At 55.8% G+C, this 21,459-nt stretch carries 15 protein-coding genes and 1 pseudogene; 10 read left to right on the plus strand and 6 right to left on the minus strand.

Annotated elements, in window-relative coordinates:
- Positions 1–204: 204 nt before the first annotated feature.
- The 3 genes from lpdA to P3T16_RS23685 all read right to left on the minus strand — a co-directional run bounded on the left by lpdA (position 205) and on the right by P3T16_RS23685 (position 5,203).
- Entirely contained in the window at positions 205–1,635 is a 1,431-nt protein-coding gene (gene lpdA, locus P3T16_RS23675; RefSeq protein ID WP_429344105.1) for a dihydrolipoyl dehydrogenase, read from the minus strand.
- 950 nt (positions 1,636–2,585) lie between these two features.
- A complete protein-coding gene (locus tag P3T16_RS23680) occupies positions 2,586–3,557 on the minus strand; it encodes a LysR family transcriptional regulator (protein ID WP_429344106.1) in 972 nt (323 codons plus the stop codon).
- Between the two features lie 1,058 nt (positions 3,558–4,615).
- Complete coding sequence (locus P3T16_RS23685; RefSeq protein ID WP_429344107.1) at positions 4,616–5,203, minus strand: TetR/AcrR family transcriptional regulator; 588 nt, start codon at positions 5,201–5,203, stop codon at positions 4,616–4,618.
- Positions 5,204–6,536: 1,333 nt separating this feature from the next.
- Between P3T16_RS23685 and P3T16_RS23690 the strand changes: the two genes are divergently transcribed.
- The 5 genes from P3T16_RS23690 (at position 6,537) to P3T16_RS23710 (ending at position 10,983) form a co-directional block, all read left to right on the plus strand.
- Positions 6,537–6,929, plus strand: a complete 393-nt coding sequence (locus P3T16_RS23690; protein ID WP_429344108.1) for an H-NS family nucleoid-associated regulatory protein — start codon at positions 6,537–6,539, stop codon at positions 6,927–6,929.
- Positions 6,930–7,786: 857 nt separating this feature from the next.
- Positions 7,787–8,299 (plus strand): hypothetical protein, encoded by a 513-nt coding sequence (locus P3T16_RS23695; RefSeq protein ID WP_429344109.1) that lies wholly within the window; start codon positions 7,787–7,789, stop codon positions 8,297–8,299.
- 147 nt (positions 8,300–8,446) lie between these two features.
- Positions 8,447–9,091, plus strand: a complete 645-nt coding sequence (locus P3T16_RS23700) for a glutathione S-transferase family protein (protein ID WP_429344210.1) — start codon at positions 8,447–8,449, stop codon at positions 9,089–9,091.
- Between the two features lie 69 nt (positions 9,092–9,160).
- Entirely contained in the window at positions 9,161–9,967 is an 807-nt protein-coding gene (locus P3T16_RS23705; RefSeq protein ID WP_429344110.1) for an isocitrate lyase/PEP mutase family protein, read from the plus strand.
- Positions 9,968–10,347: 380 nt separating this feature from the next.
- A complete protein-coding gene (locus P3T16_RS23710) occupies positions 10,348–10,983 on the plus strand; it encodes a DUF7002 family protein (RefSeq protein ID WP_429344111.1) in 636 nt (211 codons plus the stop codon).
- A 120-nt stretch (positions 10,984–11,103) separates the two neighbouring features.
- On the opposite strand, the pseudogene P3T16_RS23715 reads toward P3T16_RS23710, so the two are convergent.
- A pseudogene (locus P3T16_RS23715) lies at positions 11,104–11,423 on the minus strand (methyl-accepting chemotaxis protein); the annotation flags it as partial.
- A gap of 661 nt (positions 11,424–12,084) precedes the next feature.
- Here P3T16_RS23715 and istA point away from each other — a divergent pair.
- The 4 genes from istA to P3T16_RS23735 all read left to right on the plus strand — a co-directional run bounded on the left by istA (position 12,085) and on the right by P3T16_RS23735 (position 17,531).
- On the plus strand, positions 12,085–13,608 hold the full coding sequence (gene istA, locus P3T16_RS23720; protein ID WP_429344112.1) for an IS21 family transposase: 1,524 nt from the start codon (positions 12,085–12,087) through the stop codon (positions 13,606–13,608).
- Between the two features lie 12 nt (positions 13,609–13,620).
- Positions 13,621–14,388 carry an IS21-like element helper ATPase IstB gene (gene istB, locus P3T16_RS23725; RefSeq protein ID WP_429344113.1) on the plus strand — a complete coding sequence of 256 codons (768 nt, stop codon included), beginning with the start codon at positions 13,621–13,623 and terminating at the stop codon, positions 14,386–14,388.
- 744 nt (positions 14,389–15,132) lie between these two features.
- Entirely contained in the window at positions 15,133–17,049 is a 1,917-nt protein-coding gene (locus P3T16_RS23730) for a bifunctional diguanylate cyclase/phosphodiesterase (protein WP_429344114.1), read from the plus strand.
- A gap of 173 nt (positions 17,050–17,222) precedes the next feature.
- Positions 17,223–17,531: an IS607 family transposase gene (locus P3T16_RS23735; RefSeq protein ID WP_429344115.1), complete on the plus strand. Its 309-nt coding sequence runs from the start codon at positions 17,223–17,225 to the stop codon at positions 17,529–17,531.
- A gap of 144 nt (positions 17,532–17,675) precedes the next feature.
- On the opposite strand, the gene P3T16_RS23740 is transcribed toward P3T16_RS23735, so the two are convergent.
- Positions 17,676–18,851, minus strand: a complete 1,176-nt coding sequence (locus P3T16_RS23740) for an acetyl-CoA acetyltransferase (protein WP_429344116.1) — start codon at positions 18,849–18,851, stop codon at positions 17,676–17,678.
- Positions 18,852–19,110: 259 nt separating this feature from the next.
- Between P3T16_RS23740 and P3T16_RS23745 the strand changes: the two genes are divergently transcribed.
- Positions 19,111–20,736: a LuxR C-terminal-related transcriptional regulator gene (locus tag P3T16_RS23745; RefSeq protein WP_429344117.1), complete on the plus strand. Its 1,626-nt coding sequence runs from the start codon at positions 19,111–19,113 to the stop codon at positions 20,734–20,736.
- Here P3T16_RS23745 and P3T16_RS23750 read toward each other — a convergent pair whose 3' ends face one another.
- Positions 20,737–21,360, minus strand: coding sequence for a TetR/AcrR family transcriptional regulator (locus P3T16_RS23750; protein WP_429344118.1), 624 nt, complete (start codon positions 21,358–21,360; stop codon positions 20,737–20,739). It abuts the gene before it with no gap.
- Positions 21,361–21,459: the final 99 nt, after the last annotated feature.

Below are 21,459 nucleotides of genomic sequence, written 5' to 3' on the forward strand. Positions count from 1 at the left end.
ACAGAGGATAAGTATGAAATGCATCAGAAGTGCTGGCTAACCGGTATTTCATCACGTCGATGCTGACGAGGAAAAATTTTGCTGTCAACTGTATTGCAACAGATGCGGCCGTGGCGTCATTGCCTGGCCTCTCAAGAGGCAACGATACGAGATCGAGCGCTCGCGGCGCCCGATCCTGTAAGCCGTTCTGTACGGAAAGGGAATCTACATATTCAGTGCACGTTTGTCGACGGCGAGAGCCGCTTCACGCATCACCTCCGACAACGATGGATGCGGATGTGAAATTCGCGCGATGTCTTCCGATGCGGCTCCGAACTCCATTGCCACTACTGCTTCGGCGATAAGATCGGACGCATTCGTCGAAATGATATGGCAACCGAGCAACTCGTCGGTCTTCACATCAGCGATCATCTTCACGAAGCCGTCGGGCTTGCCGATTCCGAGCGCGCGGCCGTTGGCCAACATCGGGAACTGGCCGGTCTTGATTTCGCGGCCTTCAGCCTTCAGTTGGTGTTCTGTCTTGCCCACCCATGCAATTTCTGGCTCGGTGTAAATCACCCACGGAATACAGTTGTAATCGATGAGCGGCTTCTGACCGTCGATCACCTCAGCAACCATCGCCCCTTCGTCTTCGGCTTTGTGAGCGAGCATCGGACCGCGCACGACGTCGCCGATCGCGTAGATGTTTGGCGCAGACGTGGCACACTGCTCGTCTACGGGGATAAAGCCGCGCGCATCTACGGCCAGTCCGACTGCGTCCAGACCAAGATTGTCCGTGTTGGGCACGCGCCCGATTGACACGATCAGGCGATCGGCGTCGAGCGTCGCCGCGTTTCCGTCCCTGTCGGTATAGGCAATGGAGACGCTGTTGTCAGTCGTTCTTACCTCATTGACCTTCACGCCCACGTGAATATCCAAGCCTTGCTTTTTGAACTGCTTTGCGGCTTCCTTGGCGATTGATTCATCGCACGCGCCGAGAAAAGCAGGGAGCGCTTCAAGCAACGTCACGTCGGCGCCAAGTCGCCGCCAGACCGAACCCAGTTCCAGTCCAATCACGCCCGCGCCTATCACCGCAAGCTTTTTCGGCACAGAATCGAACGAGAGAGCGCCTTCGTTATCTGACACAATCTTGTTGTCTACCGGAATATTCGGTAGATGGCGCGCCTTTGAGCCTGTGGCAATGATGACGTTCTTCGCGATCACAGTTTCGGTGCCGGTGTCACCTGACACGTCGATCTGAACACCTGCGTCACTCCTTCCGCTGAACTTGCCCTGACCTTTGAGCCAGACGATCTTGTTCTTGCGGAACAGAAACTCGACGCCCTTTGTCATCTTTTCGACGACAGCCTCCTTGCGGGCAAGCATCCTTGTGATATCGAGTTTCACATCACTCACGGTAATACCGTGATCACCGAGATGGTGTGAGACATTCTCGAACTCTTCTGACGAAGCGAGCAGCGCCTTCGACGGAATGCAGCCCACGTTCAGACACGTGCCACCCAGCTTCGGATTGCCTGCCGGGTTCTTCCAGTTTTCGATGCAGGCTACTGACTTGCCGAGTTGCGCTGCGCGAATCGCTGCGATGTAGCCGCCAGGCCCTGCGCCGATCACGACAACGTCAAATTCCTTAGACATGACTATCCTTTTTAGAGACGCACGGCGCGTCAGAGTATCTCGCTCCGGCAGTCAAGTTATCTATCGCGGTGAGACAGGGATATAGGTTGTCTGCAATCCGGCTTTCAGTTCGGATTCTCGCTTGGGCCGTCATGCTCCCTCACAGACGTGAATGTCCGCCGGGCAAAAAAATATAGCATCTACCGTATTTCTTAGCTCACAAGCATGCATTTTTCAGTGCAGATCTCAGCCAGAAAATAGGCATAGTCGCTTTGGCTGCCTGTAGTCAGCCTCGATGATTGTGAGTTCAGCGACGGGACGGTTGCACTGACGATGGCGGCTAGGACGCGACCAGATGCAAGCAGTTATGCCTGGACACAGCACGGAGTAGTCGTGGGCGCCAGCGCGGGCACGCGTCAGGCGGTGCAGATGCTAGCTGCAGCATACTTTCAATGGACGCAGCAGTGGCCAATCGTCAAGCTTTGTGAGAGCGGCAGCCGTGTCGGCAACGACCCACGCTGCGATCTGGATCTGGCGATCTGAATTCTTAGGGCTGGTCACAGGATCTCGTCGGCGATGTCCTTGAAACTCTCATATTGCACCGTTAGAGTATGGTTATCATCTTTATAAAGCGCGCATGACTATCCGTTGGGCGCACGAAACAGCAGTCTAACAAGGGGCTGCCAATACGCGCACAATACTGCTGGCAGACCACTTAGTTCACAATATCTCTGTTTTTCAACGACTTAGTGTGCTCGCAGCCGGGATATTCACAGCTTTGCTAGCAAAAATTAGCGATAAGTCGTGAAGCCGTCGCTGAAGCGGTTGCTCGGTAAATCACGCCGTGACCGCGTCGAACTCCCTACAACGTTGGACCATCTTTTTAGCGCGTTGAGGCAGTCATTCATGTCGTCAAGCCAATTTGCGCACCATCCAGCGAGGAGAACTCTTGTACCTTGAGTGTGAGGAGATCACAAAGACGATGCGACATCATTGAATGTCGAGATGTCAAAGCTTGATGACGCGGTGACTTCAGCTGCACGCATGGCCGGGCAGCTCTCGAAAACGGCCGCAATCCATTCCACAAAGACGCGCACCTTTGCGGTCAGATGTCGATTGGGTGGGTATAGCGCAGATATTGAAATGGGAAGAGGCTTCCATTGAGGAAGGACTTCAACAAGCCGTCCGGAGTCCAGGTGGGCTTGGATCAGAAAGCGTGGGGCCTGGATGATCCCAGCACCTGTGACGCCGCATGTCACGTACGCTTCAATGTCACTTAGCATCAGCACTCGTCTCATTTCGACTTCTCGCGGGACTTGCTCGACTACAAAATTCAAGGCAGCAGCCCGGCCGGTTACATCTGAGAAGTAATGGACAGTGAAATGATTCTGTAAATCACTGAGGTTGGTTGGCTTGCCGTGACGCTCGAGATACCTGGGACTTGCAGCTGTGAGCATCGGAGCTTCACTCAGGGGGCGTCGAATGAGGCTTGAGTCGTGTAAATCGCCTGAACGGATGGCGCAATCTACGCCTTCTTGGGCGGTACAGACTGATTTGTCGGCAAATCCGATGATCAGATCGATGTCAGGATAGCGCTCGCGGAACTCCATGATCTTCGGAGCTATGATTAGCCGGCCGATGGAGCCTGGCATATCGACACGTAACTGACCGCGCGGACCGTTACCCGTATTAGCGATAGCGTCTTCACATTCCTGAATTTCGGAAAGAATGCGGACGCATAGTTCGTAATATTGTGCACCCTCCGGTGTTAGGTTCAGTCGCCTGGTCGTGCGCCGCATCAGGCTAACCTTCAAGTGCGCCTCAAGGTTCTTGATGATCGTCGTAGCCGACGCTCGCGGCAGTTGCAGGGCATCTGCAGCTCGCGAAAAACTGTTCATCTCGACGACCTTGATAAACGTCTGCATTGCCTGAAGCCGGTCCATGCCACTCCCTGTGCGGCAGCTGTAGGGCCACCGCAGCGATGTTGAAGGGTTAGGGAAAACGCGGATTATTTAAATCCATGCGAATTGTATTCTGGATTATAACCACTTATCTCAATTAAGTCAGGAGACTAGCTGGTTTTGATCATATGATTGGAATCGAGTTATCAGGGACATGTCCTCAATCTGACGAAGATCGTGGCACCGCAGGAGAGCATTGAGGAGGCTCTGATGTCCAGCGATAGCCTGGATTTCGGCCGCGACGAGAAGCCGACTATTTCGCAGCGAACGTGACCAATCCATTCAGCAACCTGCTGCGGATTTAGCGGTTTCCACTGCTGCGCGAGAAGATTCGGGCCATGGGCAGGGCGACGCAGTGCCCTCAGATGTCTCGACTGCGGAAGGGCCGAGGCTAAGGCGGCATTTAACCGGTAAGCGTCGAAGACCTAGGTTTCGCCGGAAAGAAAAGAAGACAGTTGAAGCGAAGTCCCTCCACACGACCGGTCGAGTCGATCGGGATTGTTCCGCCCACGCGTCGACCATCGATGCAGTGAAATGCGCATCACGACACAGCTAGAGTGTGCATGCTACAACGGAGGGAGTTGTTGCCTGTCGTCGTCACGGGCAGAAGTTGACTGAGCGTATGTCACGCGTCAACACTGCCGCCCGCGTTCCGGCGTGAAGCGGCCATCACTCGGTGGAGCTACAGGCAAGGAAAAGCGGCGAATCGCGTATGGCTACCTGGCGCGGCGGTCGTGCAGCGTATAGGGAGAGGTATGTGTGCGTGAGCAATGGCTTGCCACCCGAAGTGGCAAGCCACGCCGGAGTGCAAAAGGTCCTTTGACAAGAACAACCGTTTGCCCCAAGCAGACAGTCAGCATGAACAGTTTTGCGCACTTTGGGATGAGCAGTGGCGCGGAATATTCATGTCGACGTCCGTGCGCTGGCTCCTCTAGCAGAGGGGTAGGGACGTGGGCACGGCCGCATGGCCCACCGAAGATCTGCCACGTGTGTAGATGCACAATAAAATTGGCAACTTCCTAGTCTGGAGACATAACTTCCTATGCGACCGAATCCTGTGATTGCTTCGCTGAAAACAAAGAAATGAGCTCTGCTGCGACGGTATTGAGAATTTGACGTGACAGCTTGGGATCTGAAACTGCTCGTGACAAACCCATGGCGCCGACGCAAGCGCTATACGCCAGAATCGCTTTAGCTCGATGATTGCCCTCGATCTCTGGCGGAACTTGGTTTTCGATATGCGACAGGCTGCGTTCCAGCCGTTGGGTATAGACTTCTCGCGCATCATCTGTGCTTCGCGAGACATCGTTAATTAGCGATGACAGCGCGCAGCTGCTATGCACTTCATCCCGGTGTTTTTCCGACAGATATGCCTGGATGGTTTTCTTGAGCGTTGGCTGCTGAGTAAGATCAGACTCTTCTATCTCAGCAAACGACGCCATCAGAGCTTCGACAACCAGGTCGTCGCGAGAAGTGAAATGCTTGTAGAAACCACCAACCGTCAGGCCCGCCTCCTTCATGATATCCGCAACGCTAATGCCTTCAATCCCAAGCTCACGAAAGCGCCTGGCAGCAACATCGACAATCCGTTGATGAGTTTCGGCTTTTTCCGCCTGTGAATGTCCCATAATGTGTGCTCCAAAGGGGTAAAAAAGTGTTGTAGAACAATATGATAATCCAGATGACGCGCGTCGCTGGTCGAGGGCAACAGTAGCCGATGACGGATTGCAAGCGAGCCCCTGAAAATAGGGTCAGATTAAATGTGAGCGTCCAACTATTTCGAAACAGTATATCGATAAGATTTTACCTGCAATCTTCAGGAAGATTATTTTGCTAATCGACCGCTTGAAGTCTGACATTTCCTGACCGTCGAAAGAGGGCGGGCTGTACCGCGTGCCAGTCCACGCGCCCTGACCAAATCTGCATATACAGATTGTCTTGCGCAGGGCAAACGGGCGCCCTGCCGAAGGGTGCGGCGAGGCCGCTACAACCAAAGCTATCTTTCATACTCCCGCGCGGCGAACCGTCCCGGGTGGCAAGCCAGCGCTCGCGCACCATACGTCTGTGCGCTGTATGAGCGCTGCGACAGGCAGTCGCACGCGACTCCCGGCTTTTCCTTGCAAGTAGCTCGAGGGCGTGATGACCACCTCGCACCGGAACACGGACAGCCGTATCCGGGCGAGGCAGACGTTCAGTCAACTTCTGCCCACGATGGGCGACAACGCCCGCAGCAGCAGGGTGCACGCTCCAGGCGCGTCGCGATGTGTATTTCACCGCACCGATGGTCGCCGTATAGGCCGGATCAATTCTGATCAGTTCGACACCCTCCCTGACGCACTTCGCCTCAAACGGCTGCCGGTATTTTGCGTAGAGCAGCCCCGAGGGCATGTGTGCCCCCTTCGGACTGAGCTGTGAAATCGCATTTTTTTGCCGTGAAGTCGAGGTCCTCGGCGACCAATGGCTTACGCGCCTCTTTCGCCCACGCCGCTGCCGCAGTCAGCGCATCTGAGCGCACTGCATTGTGCGGGCCTGAGCCCGTGTCTTTCCGCAGCAATGGAAACCGCTACGTTCGCAAAAGGTTGCCAAACGGTTCGGTCTCCGTCACGGCCACGTGGTCGACGTTAAAGTCAATGCCAAACGCGCTGTACACCACATCTAGAGTGGTCTTCTCCGCCGGCTGGTGATTGAGCGGACACATAGGCACGCCAGCCACATTGACCTGCTCCAAGCTGGAACGGCAAGCCGAAAGACTGGGATCGCACTGCCTAGTGCTCGCTACATTCTTCTAGTTTGCGCAAATAGTATTGTCAAAAACTCGTATACTATTGGCGAATTCTCATAAAATTCTTTTCTTTGTCCGTCTAGCGGGCTATAGTCCAACCTAATCCGGCTCGATTTGTGCGCGAGATGTGCTTGTGAGACGGAGTCGTTATTTCCCAACTTTTTTAGTCCAAAGACACGATGGCTACGTTATCCCAGATTGAGCAACGGATCGCGAACCTGCAAAAGAAGGCCGACGATCTCCGTCGCAAGAAGTCCGCATCGGTTATTTCCAGCATCAAAAAGATGATGGCTGACCATGGACTTTCAGTGCAGGATCTTGAGGCTGAGACGGCGGAATTGCGCAAGCGAGGTCGACCGGCCGGGTCGAAGAATGGCGTGCACGCCGCAGCCACGAAGGCTCCGCACGTGAAAGTTTCTCCGAAATACAGAGATCCTGTATCTGGGGCGACTTGGAGCGGACGAGCAAGACCGCCAGCTTGGATCAAAGATGCTAAGGACCGCAGCAAATTCCTGATCGATGGTCCGTCGATAACGGCGGCGCCGACGACAGCAAAGGGCAAGCGCGGCTAGAGACAACGCGCCGTTGCCGCTAGCAGCAGGGGCGACTGCAGTCATAACATTGGCCCTCGCTGGAGGGCTTCTGGCAGCTGCAGTGAGGCACAAAGAAAAAGTGCGAAGAGCAGGGCGGAACGAGCTAGCTGTGCATGCCACAGATGTAGCAACAGCGATGGACATCGCTGAGTCACAAAAATCTGCTGAACGTCGACGTCTGTGGCAGGAATGACCGCCCGCCAAGCGCTCCGGAAGCGTCTGCGCTGCCTCGTCATGTTGCGGCGGCCATTCTCAATTCGCACTTAAACGGCGGCTTGGGATCCTGTACGCGTTTGGTCGCTGGCAAGTGTGCCGTGCGGGAGGGGCGGGACTCCCACTCCAAGGTTGGGATATTCCGCCGCACAATGCCCTGCGCAGAATCGATGTGTAGGGCGTACTGCGAAGCAGCGTCCGCTCTATTATTTCAAGACTTCGACGGCCCTTCGGTCTACGCATATCCACAGCGCTATAGGCCCAAGTTGCGTAGGCCTCATGTCCACCCGACGCTCTCGTACTGCAGGATGATCCGAAACTGCGTCGAGTACGGACTTTGCCGTCGGCGCCCATCCTTGCGCGTTCACCTTGCCTGCACGCATGACACCATATCGCGCGACAGCCGCCGATAAAACTGATGTAGTAGTATTTCCGTGATTCGTTAGCCTTCGTGAGGCGCGCCGCGCGAGCCATCTTCCGTGTGCGCTGCATCTTCGCAAGCCCATCTTCAAGCCTGAGTTAATGTCGCTTAGCGATCAGCGGTCTACTATGCTTCCAGCACTCAGGGGCAAGGTCCGTTATCCTTCGTCGGTGCGACCTTTGGGATAGAGCATTACATTCCCTTGATTGGCATCTACCCCAGCGCGCAGCGACATTTAAGATTTCTCTTAAAAACCACGGCATTCAAGCAACGCTTTCTATTTCAGACTCTTATCCTCGGCCTGACGGCGGAGATCTGCGAGCCGAGTCGGGAAAAAAAGGGCACAGCAGATGCTGTGCCCACTCGACATGAGCTACAGGGTTTGGAGGAGCAGCAATTGTCGAAAAGCCTTTCGCATGTGATCGGGCCTCTGCGCCTGCAGGAGATTGAAAGGCACATAGGTTTGATCACGGCAAAGAATACCCAATTTAAGAATGGAAATACATACCTGCCGTTTGAATTTATTCTTCGTTTAAAACGAATAGTTGCTGGACGACGCTATGCGGTCGGCAAAATTCTACTGCACGCCTGGCAGCAGACCATCTGCGACCTGTATGAAGAAATGCTGTTAAGCATCCGCTTCTCGGGTGAGAGCGTCCTGGCAACCGCCACGCACGCTGGATATCGGCCGTGCAGAATCGCACGTTACGTCTAGAAGACCCAGATCGGCGCGTCGATCGCGCAAAAAAGACGATTATGGGTATAATCTATAAATGATGTTGACCAACGTGCGGAGTAGGATGAGTCGGGATACTATCCTCTGCCTACCTGCTTGTAACCACCCCAAATACCAAGGCACATGATGCGCATTCTTGACTACCCTGGATTTCCGAATCCACTTCGTGTACGAATCGCCCTAGCGGAAAAGGGTCTTTCGAACAAAGTTGAGTTCGTCACAATAGATCTGCCTGCAGCTGAGCACAAACAGCCTCCGTTCCTGGCCATCAACCCTGAGGGCACCGTACCAGTCTTACAGCTCGACGACGGGACGTACATCTCGGAATGCACCGCAATCATCGAGTATCTTGACAATTTGGACGGCAAGCCATCTCTAACGGGTGTGACACCAAAAGAAAAAGCTGTCATTCATATGATGCAAAAACGCGCAGAACGGGAATTGCTGTATGCCGTTGGCATCTATTTCCACTATGGGACACCTGGCGCAGGGCCGGCAGTTGAAGCATACAAGCTGCCACAATGGGAAGGGCGTACGCAGTGGGGAGCTTTCGAACGGGAACGAGCCGTAGCGGGAATGCACTATTTCGACCGCGTTTTGTCTAACCAGCCCTACGTTGCTGGTGATCAATTCTCGATGCCAGACATCACGCTTTTTGCCGGACTGTATTTTGCGGCATTTGCAAAGATTGACATCCCCGAGGAATGCCAGTCGCTTAAGGCATGGCATGCAAAAGTGTCCGAACGTCCGTCGGTGAAGAATCCAGCCTGACGAGATGAATCGGGCCGCGCAATCGCTTGAGCATGATCTGTTTAACAGACAACTTAGATAGAGGGAATCATGACGAATGCAGTTGCAATTTTCCGAAAGCTTCATGACAACACTACGCCGCTTCGCCTTCCGAATGCGTGGGATGCTGGAAGTGCCCGCCTGTTTGAAAGTCAAGGGGCAACTGCGATAGCGACTACCAGTGCAGGTGTCGCCTGGGCGCTTGGTTATCAGGACGGCCGACTTCTTCCGATTGGAGAGGTAGTCGCCGCCGCATCGCGCATGGTGCGAGTGTTGACAGTTCCGCTCTCGTTTGACATCGAGAACGGCTATTCTGATGACCCTAGGACGGTGGCTGAGAATGTCATGCGGCTGGTTGACCTCGGCGTTGCCGGAATCAACATCGAGGATGGTCAGGATAAGGCTACGTTACTAGCTTCGAAGATCGAGGCAATTCGTAATGCGGTCTCCAAGGCCGACGTAGATGTCTTTGTGAACACCCGAAGCGATGTGTTTCTCGCGCAACTCGTCGAGGACTCGAAGCTGGTGGACGAGTCGATCAAGCGGGGCGAGCTGTATACCAAGGCCGGAGCTGATGGCCTATTTTTGCCGGGAATCGCAAAGCCGGAAGACATCACGTCAGTCGTCAGCGCGATTTCTTTGCCTCTGAATGCAATGGCATGGCCGGGACTTGCAAACGCCTCTGAGCTCGGAAAACTGGGAGTACGCCGCCTGAGTGCTGGATCTGGCATTTCTCAGGCGTTGTGGGGCAAAGCAGAAAAACTTGCGCGCGACTTCCTGCAGAGCGGTAGCTCTGACCCTGTATTCGATGGGGCTATGTCTTACGCACAGCTGCAGCGCCTTTTTCCAGCAGATTAAGCTTCGGGCGCCTGCTTCATTCTGAGGGTGCGGCACGCGGGTCTCTTATCTGAGTCAGTCTGCGACAGCACGTCGTGCGCTTGTCGCAGTTGGACCACGGAGGCTCGCGAGATCGCAATGATTGCTGGGTGTTTCCGCCGTGTGCCGGTCAGGGTCCGTCCAGGCTAACGCGGCTCATATGTAGGTGGAACAAACAGGCGGGCGAAGTGATGAAGTCTACGCACCGCCGACTGCTCCGGTGAGCGAGTAGCTCCTCGCGCACCGAAGCAATAATGAAGTGCGCTGGGGTCTGCGCCTGCTATCCGTGTGCATGAACCATAGGAACGCGCATCCTTTTCGTGGTCTTAGTCCGCTCTGATCTTGATTATTCGAGAATCGTCTTGTCACCCGAAGAACTCTCATCCATCCATCCGCGTCTTTATCACATCACCCGGCCCAACGCGTTGTCAAGCATCAGGAAGCATGGATTGTTGCCAGCAAGCGATCTCCTTACGCTCTTCGATGTTCCGTCCGCACAGCGTGAGCTTTTAGAAACCCAACGGCGCCCTGTGAGCGTGGCCATCCAGCATCCTGCTTACGGGGAGGCTACGCTGACCGATAATGCGCCGCTCAGCGAAGTAGCCCTTTCTAAATGCCTGGATGATGACCTGGAGCCGTGGGACTGGATTCGTTTGCTGAATCAGCGTGTGTTTTTCTGGGTCGATGAAAAGAGTCTGAACAGCCACCTGATCGCTAATATAAAGCACGGAGAACAGCGGGTCGTCCTGGCGTTCGACACTCTCAGTCTCGTGAGTGCGTGTCACAAGAAGGTAGAGCTCGCCGCCATCAACACTGGATCGACCATTCGGCGACCTGCCCGGCGCGGTCTATCTACATTTGCGCCGGCGCACCTCTACAGCTACCGTGAATGGCAGCAGCTACGCGGTGGGCGTGATCGGATAAAGGAACTCACTGTCAAAGGTACCGTGCGAGACGTTGACGCTCATATGATCGGCCACTATACGATTGGAGGCTAGGCGTAGTAGCTTCACGCGTTCGTCGGAGAGCTATGCGCGTTGCATGCCGACTCGCCCGAACACTAGCCGTGACGCTTTTTTCATCTGATGCATCGACGCTGCAATGTGGTGACCACCCATTGCGTTACTATCCAGAACGAAAACAAAGACAGCTGAGCGTAAACCATCTGCTTGATCAGACATGGCTTGCGCAGCTGCCGTCGCTTGCTCAACCAGAGCGGCATTTTGCTGGGCTACCTCGTCCATCTGGCCTACGGCAGTATTGACCTGTTCGATCCCTGTCGTCTGTTCAGTGGAAACTGCCTCGATCTCACGCATGATGCCTGTCATGCTCGCAACTGCGCGAACAATGTTCTGCATGGTGTTGCCTGCATCTCGTAGAGAGACGAGCCTGTCGCAACATGACTAACCGATGTTCCGATCAAATCCTTGATTTCCTTTCTCTTTCAAAGCGGGAGAGTTCATCGAGTCGCGCGGTCCGGGCGTTTGAAAGTTTTCCAGCTTTCGTCATGAGCAGCCGCCCGGCCGCTCTCTGATTGCCACTTCGAACGAGTGAAATTGTCTGGTCCTTGAGGGGGGCGCACGGCATTTTCATCTTCCTTAACTTGTATAGAGAGTCCTTTCTCCCGATCGTTGACGCGAGGTTCCCGTCGAAGTCGTGCATCCAACGTCTGATGTGTTTCGGCGTACGAAGTTGCGCTTGCGCTTATGCGCGACATCTTCACATCGATTTCTCGTGGTTCGTCAAGCAGGGCGATGTTTCGCAAAAAAATGCCTCTGTCTTGCACCGAAGAGTTTAGCTGAGTCGCCAGCTTCACCTCCTGATTGCGGACACGCGCGATGTTATCGAGCCGAATGTACAGTGCGGATCCCGCGTAGGGGATCAGGCCTGATATGAAGACAAGATACGGTGGAAATTTTAAAAAACTTAGGTGCGTATTTCGGACGAACGTGACCGGCCGTTTCGGGATGGTGACCGGCGATTTCGGCAACGTGACCGACGATTTCGGGAACGTGACCGGGCGGACCGGAAGAAAGGATCGGCGTTGCGCATGACATCAACCACGCGGGCTATGCTCGCCGGCTTTTGCCGGAGAGACCATGCCCGCGCACCGGATGAACATGCGCATGATCAAGGACGTTTTACGACTTAAATTCGACGGCGGCTTCTCGCACGATCGGATCGCCGCGTCGCTGGGCATTTCCAAGGGCGTGGTCACGAAGTACCTCGGACTGGCCGGTGCGGCCGGGCTCGACTGGTCGAGTACCTGCGATATGGACGAAGGCGAACTCGAGCGGCGCCTGCTGGGCAAGCCGACGGGGCCAGCGGGCTACGCCCAGCCCGACTACGGGCGCATTCATCAGGAACTGCGCCGCAAGGGCATGACGCTAACGTTGCTGTGGGAGGAGTACCAGGCCGAATTCGCGGACCGGCAAACCTACCGCTACACGCAGTTCTGCGAGCACTACAGGACGTTCACGAAACGTCTGAAGCGCTCGATGCGGCAGATCCATCGTGCCGGCGAGAAGCTGTTCGTCGACTTCGCCGGCCCAACATTACCGCTGACCACTGGACGCCGCGCGCACATCTTCGTGGCCGCCATGGGCGCCTCGAGCTACACGTTCGCGTGCGCGACGCCGGCCGAAACGATGGAGGACTGGCTGGGCGGCATCGCACGTGCGCTGACCTTCTATGGTGGCGTGCCACAGCTGATCGTGCCGGACAACCCGCGCGCGATGATTGCCGATCCCGACCGCTATGAACCTCGTGCGGGCGACACCGTGCTGGACTTCGCGCGCCACTACGGCACGTCATTCCTGCCTGCTCGCGTCTATCGTCCCCAGGACAAACCGAAAGTAGAAGTTGCAGTCCAGGTGGTAGAGCGCTGGATCATGGCGCGCCTGCGTCATCACCGCTTTGCATCAGTCCAGTCGGTCGATGAAGCGATCCGTCCGCTGTTGAAGAACCTGAACGAGCGCCCGTTCCAGAAGCTGCCGGGATGCCGCGCGAGCGCATTCGCCCAGCTTGACGCACCGGCATTGCAGCCGCTGCCAGTACAACCCTACGAGCTCGCGCGCTTCAAGACAGTGACGGTTCACATCGACTATCACGTCGAGATCAACAAACACCGCTACAGCGTGCCGCACGCGCTGGTTGGCCTCAAGCTCGATGCGCGCATCACTGCCGGCGCCGTCGAACTCCTGCATCGCGGCCGCCGTGTCGCCAGCCACGCCCGTAACGATCGCGCGGGCGGCTACACCACCGTCGTTGAACACATGCCGGCCGCACACCGCGCCCATCTCGAATGGACGCCACAGCGGCTCATTCACTGGGGACAGCAGATCGGTGCGGCAACCGGCGCGCTCGTCACCCGGCTACTGCAGGAGCAGCGTCATCCGGAACACGGTTATCGGGCTTGCCTCGGATTGCTCTCGCTCTCACGGCGCTACGGCCGCGAGCGTCTGGAAGCGGCCTGTGCATTGGCGCTGGAACTGGGCGTTCACCGTTACCGCCATGTGCGCGACATCCTGATCAACAACCGTGACCGGGCTGCGGCGGCAACGCCTGCCGACTGGATCAGCCCAAGCCACGCGCACGTACGCGGCCCCGGCTACTACCAATAAAGAGAACCCGCCATGATGATGCAACAGACACTGACACAACTGCGCACCCTGAAGCTCGAGGGCTTCGCTGACGGCCTGGAGGAACAATTGACGCAGCCCGGCTCGGCCAGTCTGAGCTTCGAGGAACGCCTGTCCCTGCTGGTCGACCGGGAAGCCAGCTGGCGTGATGATCGGCGCCGTACCCGGCTGCTCAAGCAGGCGCGTCTCAAGTATCCGCAGGCCGCGATCGAGGACCTCGACACCCGCTCCGGTCGGGGCGTGGACCCGCGCTCGCTCATGAGCCTGGCACTGGGTGACTGGGTCGAAGCGGGCTACAGCCTGCTCATCAGCGGACCCACGGGCGCGGGCAAATCGTGGCTCGCCTGCGCCCTGGCGCAGTACGCCTGCCGGCGCGGGCATTCGGCGCTGTACTTACGCGTACCGCGACTGAATGAAGAACTGCGCGTGCTGCACGGCAACGGCGGCTTTACCAAATGGCTGCTGCAGCTCGCCCGCATTGACGTCCTCCTGCTCGACGACTGGGGCATGGCCCCTCTGGACGCGATGGTTCGAAACGACCTGCTGGAGATGATCGATGACCGCTCGGCGGGCAAGGCCACTATCGTCACCAGCCAGTTACCGATTGAGCACTGGCACGGCTGGATCGGCGACGAAACTATCGCCGACGCGATGCTTGACCGTCTGATGCAGCGTCATCACCGGATCACGCTTGCCGGCGAGTCGCTTCGAAAGGCATCTCTCAAACCCAAAAACCTGGAGCCCGAACTCGACCAGAACTGACACGAAACCCTACAATCGATACCGCGCAACGCCTATCCCGCCAAACCGGTCACGTTCCCGAAATCGGCGGTCACGTTCGCCGAAATACGCACTTAGGAATTCTCCCAGGATTTTTTGTTGTGTAGTAGCACATTTGGAAAATGCTTCTATCAGAACTCAAGCAGCTATCGTGGATTTCAGTAAACATCTTCACACTATTGAAATAGTCTGAATGTATGTGCCTGCAATAGAAGGGCGAACAATGGAAAGTTGCGGCCATCCGAGTGCTGCTGCTGATTGTTCGTTGCAGTCTGAACAAAGATGCGAGCGGCAAGGCTGAAGCTGCGAACATTGATTGGCTGCGAGCAGGCTTGGATAGCAAATATCTGCTAGATTGTCGCGTGTCCTGGTAGATCCTGTGAACAGCACCTGCCAGAACTGGGCAAGTAGCTGCATATCGATTCTGTTTTTGGTTGCGCTGTCCTATTACGACTCTGGCTGGTTAGTTTTCGACCAGATTTGCATCCCAATCCTGACCATAGGTATTGGTAACTTCCACATGTTTCGCTTGACTGCATACGTTGTACCGGAAGGGACCCAAGAGAAAACGTGAATTTAATCAAGAGACGCTTCGGGCTTCCTGCTAACGGGCGGGAAGCGCGTACATGACGTAAGGAGCATCGAGACACCGTGCGACGGTGCCCATCGCGACATGATCCACAAAAAGGTTCACTGAAAACTATGCTGGTTCTCGGGGATTCGGAGATGTCTGCTTCGATAAAAGACGACAGTAGCCCAAGTCTCGATACCGGAGATTCGTCCGCTCTCGACGAAATGTTCCTGCGAAGCGACACGCTTACTCGTGCTCTACGCCTGATTGTGAGTTGCAACCATGCAATGATGCATGCTGCCGACGAACAGACCCTCCTCAACGAAATCTGCCAGCTGTCCGTCGACATCGGCGGATATACGATGGCGTGGGTTGGCTTTCCTGACCCAACACGTGCTGGTCACGTCATGCCAGTTTCGTGGTCAAGTGGCGCCGACTCGCTAATGAGGCTTGTGAGTGCCGGACGCGGATATTTTCGCCGTTGCCTTGTGGCGGAGGCACTGCAGCAGCATGTCACAATCGTGGATGACGACTGCGAGGAAAAGCCTAGAAAGGACGACGAGGCAATTGTCGCATCAGGTTTCCGATCTGGAGTGGCAATTCCTTTGCTGTGCGATGGCAAGCCCATTGGCGCGCTATCGATTTATTCCGCATCGGCCAGTGGTTTCGGATCGAAGGAGCTCAGGTTATTCGAGGCAATGACCGCAGATCTCGCCTTTGGGATCAAAACACTTCGTGCGCGAAAAGAGCATGAAGCGACGAAGAGGAAGCTCGATTATCTCGCGTATCACGATCACCTTACGGGTGCCCCGAATCGATTTCAACTTCAGGCACAATTCACGGATCTGACAAAGCCAGCAGTGACCGTGGGTAGGCAATCACCGATGTTGTTGCTTGATCTTGATAATTTTCGGGAGATCAACGACGCATGGGGGCATGACTGCGGCGACAGAATCCTCGTGGAGGTCACGAAGCGGTTGGTGGGATATGTAGGAAGTCAGGGAATCGTTTGCCGACACGGGGGCGATGAGTTTGCAATACTTCTCTACAATTTCGATGCTGCGCGAGGACTCGACCGATTTGTTCAGGAGCTTTTGGCAGCGTTGAACGAACCATACGTTGCAGAGAGTAGTTTGCTGGAAGTGACGGCGAGCATTGGCGTGGCCATTTATCCGACACATGCAGAGACCTTAATCGATTTAACACGGGCGGCCGATGCGGCTCTTCAGCGCATTAAAGGTGCAGGGAAGAGCGGGTACCATGTCTTCAGTGAAGATATGCCCCTTGAGGCAGAGGTGCAGCGAGCACTTCTTGCGCAGTTGAGACAGGCGATTCGCAGGGGTGAATTTGTCCTTCATTATCAACCCAAATACGATGTTCAACAGAAGACGATTGTTAGCGTTGAGGCATTGATCAGATGGCAACATCCTAATCGTGGACTTATTGGGCCGGCCAGTTTCATCTCACTCGCGGAAAAGACTGGCTTGATTGTGCCTATTGGCGATTGGGTGATTGACACGGCCTGCAAGCAACTTGCTGCCTGGAAAAAAATGGGGCTGCCGTTGCAACGGATTGCCATCAATATTTCGGCGGTCCAGCTCCGTCGCGGAGATCTATTGACGACCGTATCGGAAGCTCTGCAGCAGAGTGGACTCTGTGCGCCCGAGATCGAGCTTGAGTTGACCGAAAGTACATTCCTCGGAGACATAGAATCAGCGTTCCAGGCCTTGCGCGACCTGCGCACCCTCGGAGTAAAGCTATCGCTTGATGATTTCGGGACTGGGTATTCAAGCCTGAGTTACCTGAAATCTTTGCGAGTGGATCGCCTGAAAATCGATCGATCTTTCATCTGCGACATCCCAGGGCAGGCCGACGCAGAAGCCATTGTAAAGACAATCATCCAGCTCAGCCGCAACCTGAATCTCGCGGTAACCGCCGAAGGGGTCGAGACGCCTGCGCAGAGGCAGATGCTTGAGGAGCTCGAATGTGATGAAATTCAAGGGTATCTGATAGGTCGCCCTGTTCCTGCTGACGAACTGCCGGATCTCTTCCCATCGCCAACCATTAGCTAAGCGTGGGTATCGAGCGAACGACACCAGCGCCTGGAGTTTGAGCCCTGACTTGAAACCCGAGGTCTTCAAGTCAGGTCGGGCAGGGTTTGCAGCAGTAAGCGTTGAGTCCGCGCAAACCTGATCATCGCGTTAAAAAACGGGTCCTACACCCGGTATCTTTGTGGAGATACCTGATGCGACTTCTATCAATTGGCGCGATGGCGGCAGAACTGGGCGTAGCGGTAGGCACGCTACGGCGCTGGCATCGACAGGACCTGTTGATGCCGTTCGGCCGGACTGTTGGCGGCCATCGGCGATACCCGCGTGACACGGTACGCGCCATCTTGGACGCTGAGCCGGCTGTCGCAGGCAAGACCGTCGGCTACGCCCGCGTTTCCTCGCGCGATCAGGCCGGACAGCTGAAGACGCAGGCGACCCGGCTCGAGCGCCATTGCGTCAACTCGTTTCGCCGACATCGAGGTCATCACCGACCTGGGCAGTAGCCTGAATTACCGTAAAAAGGAGTTGCGCCGGCTGCTGACCGACATTCTCCGTGGGCGCGCGGCGCGTCTCGTGCTGGTCACGAAAGACCGGCTGCTGCGCTTCGGTAGCGAGTTTGTGCACCATTAAGCTAACGGTATTTGCCTTTACGACCTCCGGGCCTGCAACACGCTCGCATAGTTCGCTACGGCCATGCCCCCCATGTTGAAGACAAGGCCGAACTCTGCATTCGCGGCCGGGATGCCGATTGGTGCACCCGTGAGCTGTCTGAAGGCGAGGGCGTGCATGGAGACACCCGTTGCTCCGACTGGATGCCCTTTCGCTTTTAACCCTCCTGACAGATTGACGGGGAGGCACCCGTCGGGGAACACTGTCCCTTCGTCAAGCACCTTGAAGCCTTCGCCGCGTGGAGCGAGGCCCATTGCTTCGTAGATAAGGAGTTCGGCAATGGTGAAGCAGTCGTGAACCTCCGCGAAGTCGATGTTTGCGAGCGTGACGTTCGCCTGCTGAAGTGCCGAGGAAATCGCTCTGTGCGCCCCTTCGAACGCAAGGATGTCTCGACCGGCGACGGGCAGGATGTCGTTGACGTGTGTGGCTGCCCGGATAGCGACTTCGCGCGAGAAGTCCTTTGCTCCGTTCGTCGAGGCCAGCACGATCGCAGCGGCACCGTCTGAGATAAGCGAGCAGTCTGTTAATCGTAGAGGATGCGCGATGACCGGGTTGGCGTCTGAAACCACAATGCAATGATCTACCGACATTTCCCGACGCATTTGTGCGAGAGGGTTTGCCAGTGCGTTGGCGTGATTTTTCGCGGCGATCCGGGCCATGTCATACAGCGGATCCCGATAGCGATCTCGATACTGCTGAGCAGCAGACGCAAAAAGTTGCGGAAAGCTCTGAGATGCCTCGTACCAGTCATTCTGGTAACCCGCACCCGCGAGAGCGCGGGTGACCTGTTCTGTCGAATTCGAAGTCATCTTTTCGGCGCCGACCACAAGCACCAGATCTGCCGCCCCTGAGCGGATCGCATTGATACCTGCGTGGATCGCAGCGGAGCCGGATGCGCACGCATTCTCACAACGTGCTGCGGGTTTGAATCGCAAACCCTGATCGGCTTGCAACACCAATGATGCTGGAAATCCGTCGGGCACCATCCCAGAGTTGAAGTGCCCGAGGAACACTGCATCTATCTCCGCTGCATCGATGTGTCCGTCACGGAGCGCGTCCCGTGCAGCGGTTACGATCAAATCTTCAAGCGTCTGGTCCTTCAGCCGGCCAAACGGTGTATGAGCACTCGCAACAATTGATACACCATTACCCATTTTCCTTACCTCGATTGTTTGCCGTTATGTGACTTGCTTTCCACGTGGGCCGTGTCTTCCATGCGTGTACCAGCCTCGTCGCTAAAGGTGGGGCTCTTCAGGCTCGTCACTTTCCTGTCGCGTAGCGAAGAATGGTATATCTGCGAGGCACTGTGAGGCAGTCGTCCAACTACATTAGGGTTGGCCCTTATTCATCGTTCCATAAATTCGCTTCATTATTCAGGAATCTGTACATAATCCTCATGTCAAGAGTTTGCATATGCCTATACGAGGAAGACCGCGACGTCCAGTGATTCTGTCAAGTGAACATATCGACAGGTTGAGAGGAATCACGGAGTCGACGTCGGAGCGGGAATCAGTGAAACTGCGCGCGCGATTTGTACTCGCGTGCCTGGAAGGTGCTAGCAACAAGGAGGTTGCCGCTTCATTCGGTATCGGCGAGCACACTGTCTCGAGATGGCGCATGCGCTTCGCAAACAGCGGCATCGATGGTCTCCGGGACAGACGGCGGCCGGGAACTTCAAGACGCATTACTGACCGAGTTTTGCAGACTTTAGTTGAAATAGGTGCTCGTGCGCGCGGGGATCGTCCGAGCGCTGAGGCAATGGGAAGACTGCTGGGCGTATCGAGGTCAACTGTCACCCGAGTCTGGAAAGATGTCCGTGCGCGTCGGATACAAGCCCCAGAATCAGGTCCGAAAGAAGGTGTCAGATATATTCGATTTGAGATTGTCGGAGCCTACTTCGATCGCGACCTAAAAATCATCGCGATAGACGCACGAGAATGCGTCGCCATTTCGGATGCAGGAAGCGAAGGCAGGCTCCCCGCAGGATCCGAGAAATCCCTGGTTCCCGAGACTGTCGAAACGCTACTCTTGGCCGTCGATCGTTTTGCAGGAGCTAGGCCACCAAACAAGGCTACCGAAAACGTCTTGGCATTCGTCGATGAAATACGCGCCGTTTCCAACGTTGATACCGTACATCTGCTCTGCTTTGGAGCGCGTGCGAACTGGATGGAGCATATCGTCTCAGCGCCAGACCGACGCGGGAACCTCGTGGCTCATCCGTTCGAAGAAAGTAGTCCGTGGGAAGGGGCACTAAACCGTGCGTTCAAGGTGCTTATGCGGGACAAACGCATGTCACATGAACTCCGAGTGCCGCTCAAGTTCCTTGCTGCGATGCGCACTTATGTGAAAGGCGACGGGGCGTCGCCGCCCGCCGCTCGGTTCAGCTGGTCAGTTACAGCGTCTGGCACGAAACAGACAGTGCGGAGAGCAAAGCCGGCCATTACACGCGCTCATGGGCCGTCGACGGACGCTAATGGAAGCGCAAATCGTGGCGGAGACCTTGAGCTTGCATTTTATATGGCACCTGTCGGGTTGCTGGTTTCGCGTCAACGTATGGTCGACAAGTACAATCAGGCGTTTTGCGGGATGTTCGGATACGAGATGGATGTCCTGACAGGAAGCTCCCTGGAGCTTCTCTATCCTTCGCGCGACGAGTTTGTTCACGTAGGGGCGCGTGCTTTAATGGCCATGCGGGACACAGGATTTTATTCGGACGAACGCATCATGAGGCGCGTTGATGACAGTCTGTTCTGGTGTCACGTTTCCGGGCGGGCCATCGACCGTAAAGATCCCTTCGCGGCAGCCGTATGGACGTTCGAAGACATGTCGGCGATCAGGCCGGTTACCATAGAACTAACCGTCAGGGAGCGGCAGATCGCGCAATTCCTGGTGAATGGCAAGAGCAGCAAGCAGGTCGCGAGGGACCTCGATATCAGCCATCGAACGGTCGAGGCACACAAAGCGCGACTGATGCGCAAGTACGGCGTACGAACTACGAACGAACTTATCGCGCATCTTATCGGCCGGCGCAGCGGCTAGCTAAGCTTGCGTATGCGGGTCTTGGTGGACGGCGATGTTGGCTGCGATGAGCGCGTCTGTTGCCCGTTGAAGCAGCTGCACAGCTTCTCCGCGCTCGAAGATCTGCGAGCTGACAAATGCTCCGTTTATGAGTACGGCAAGCTGCCCCGCAAGCATGTCGGGAGTGACGACATTGAGTTGCTCAGCAATGACCTTCAGTCGTCGTCGTAACTCGCGCTTATGAGAAGTTGCGACTTTTCGAGCAGGGTGATCGATTTCGGGAAACTCGGCAGCGACATTAAGTTGAGGGCAACCACGATAGCTTGCTTGCCCGGCGCGCTCTCCAATCCACTTGAGTTGACCGCTAAGCTGCCCCTTCGGATCATCCGCATATCGTTGCGCGACCCGATCCCATGTCTCCCAGAATGCCCGGTCTTCGCGTTCCAGGAAAGCTGCGACGAGGTCGTCCTTCGTGCCAAAGTGGCGGTACAGGCTGGTCTTGGCGACACCTGCTTTCTCGACAACCAGATCGACACCGACGGCACGCACCCCCATGTTGTAAAACAGATCTGAAGCCGTCTCCAGTATCTTGTTCTTAACATCCATCCCGGCCTGGTCGGCCCGGCCAACCGCGTTTTTTGACATGTCGCAATAGCCCCCGGTGAATTACACATGTCCACACTGTAGCACAAATGGGCTTGACGTGCTACAGACCTGTATGTAGCATTAAAACAGACAGGTTAG

It is taken from the genome of Paraburkholderia sp. GAS42, from assembly GCF_050436565.1.
GTDB lineage: Bacteria > Pseudomonadota > Gammaproteobacteria > Burkholderiales > Burkholderiaceae > Paraburkholderia.

Bases quoted from the DNA above. Each gene is read 5' to 3' on its own strand.
- P3T16_RS23680 (WP_429344106.1), bottom strand. From the start codon at position 3,557: ATGGACCGGCTTCAGGCAATGCAGACGTTTATCAAGGTCGTCGAGATG.
- P3T16_RS23690 (WP_429344108.1), top strand. From the start codon at position 6,537: ATGGCTACGTTATCCCAGATTGAGCAACGGATCGCGAACCTGCAAAAG.
- P3T16_RS23685 (WP_429344107.1), bottom strand. From the start codon at position 5,203: ATGGGACATTCACAGGCGGAAAAAGCCGAAACTCATCAACGGATTGTC.
- P3T16_RS23750 (WP_429344118.1), bottom strand. From the start codon at position 21,360: ATGTCAAAAAACGCGGTTGGCCGGGCCGACCAGGCCGGGATGGATGTT.
- P3T16_RS23730 (WP_429344114.1), top strand. From the start codon at position 15,133: ATGTCTGCTTCGATAAAAGACGACAGTAGCCCAAGTCTCGATACCGGA.
- P3T16_RS23735 (WP_429344115.1), top strand. From the start codon at position 17,223: ATGCGACTTCTATCAATTGGCGCGATGGCGGCAGAACTGGGCGTAGCG.
- P3T16_RS23740 (WP_429344116.1), bottom strand. From the start codon at position 18,851: ATGGGTAATGGTGTATCAATTGTTGCGAGTGCTCATACACCGTTTGGC.
- P3T16_RS23745 (WP_429344117.1), top strand. From the start codon at position 19,111: ATGCCTATACGAGGAAGACCGCGACGTCCAGTGATTCTGTCAAGTGAA.
- istB (WP_429344113.1), top strand. From the start codon at position 13,621: ATGATGATGCAACAGACACTGACACAACTGCGCACCCTGAAGCTCGAG.
- P3T16_RS23700 (WP_429344210.1), top strand. From the start codon at position 8,447: ATGCGCATTCTTGACTACCCTGGATTTCCGAATCCACTTCGTGTACGA.
- lpdA (WP_429344105.1), bottom strand. From the start codon at position 1,635: ATGTCTAAGGAATTTGACGTTGTCGTGATCGGCGCAGGGCCTGGCGGC.
- P3T16_RS23705 (WP_429344110.1), top strand. From the start codon at position 9,161: ATGACGAATGCAGTTGCAATTTTCCGAAAGCTTCATGACAACACTACG.
- istA (WP_429344112.1), top strand. From the start codon at position 12,085: ATGCCCGCGCACCGGATGAACATGCGCATGATCAAGGACGTTTTACGA.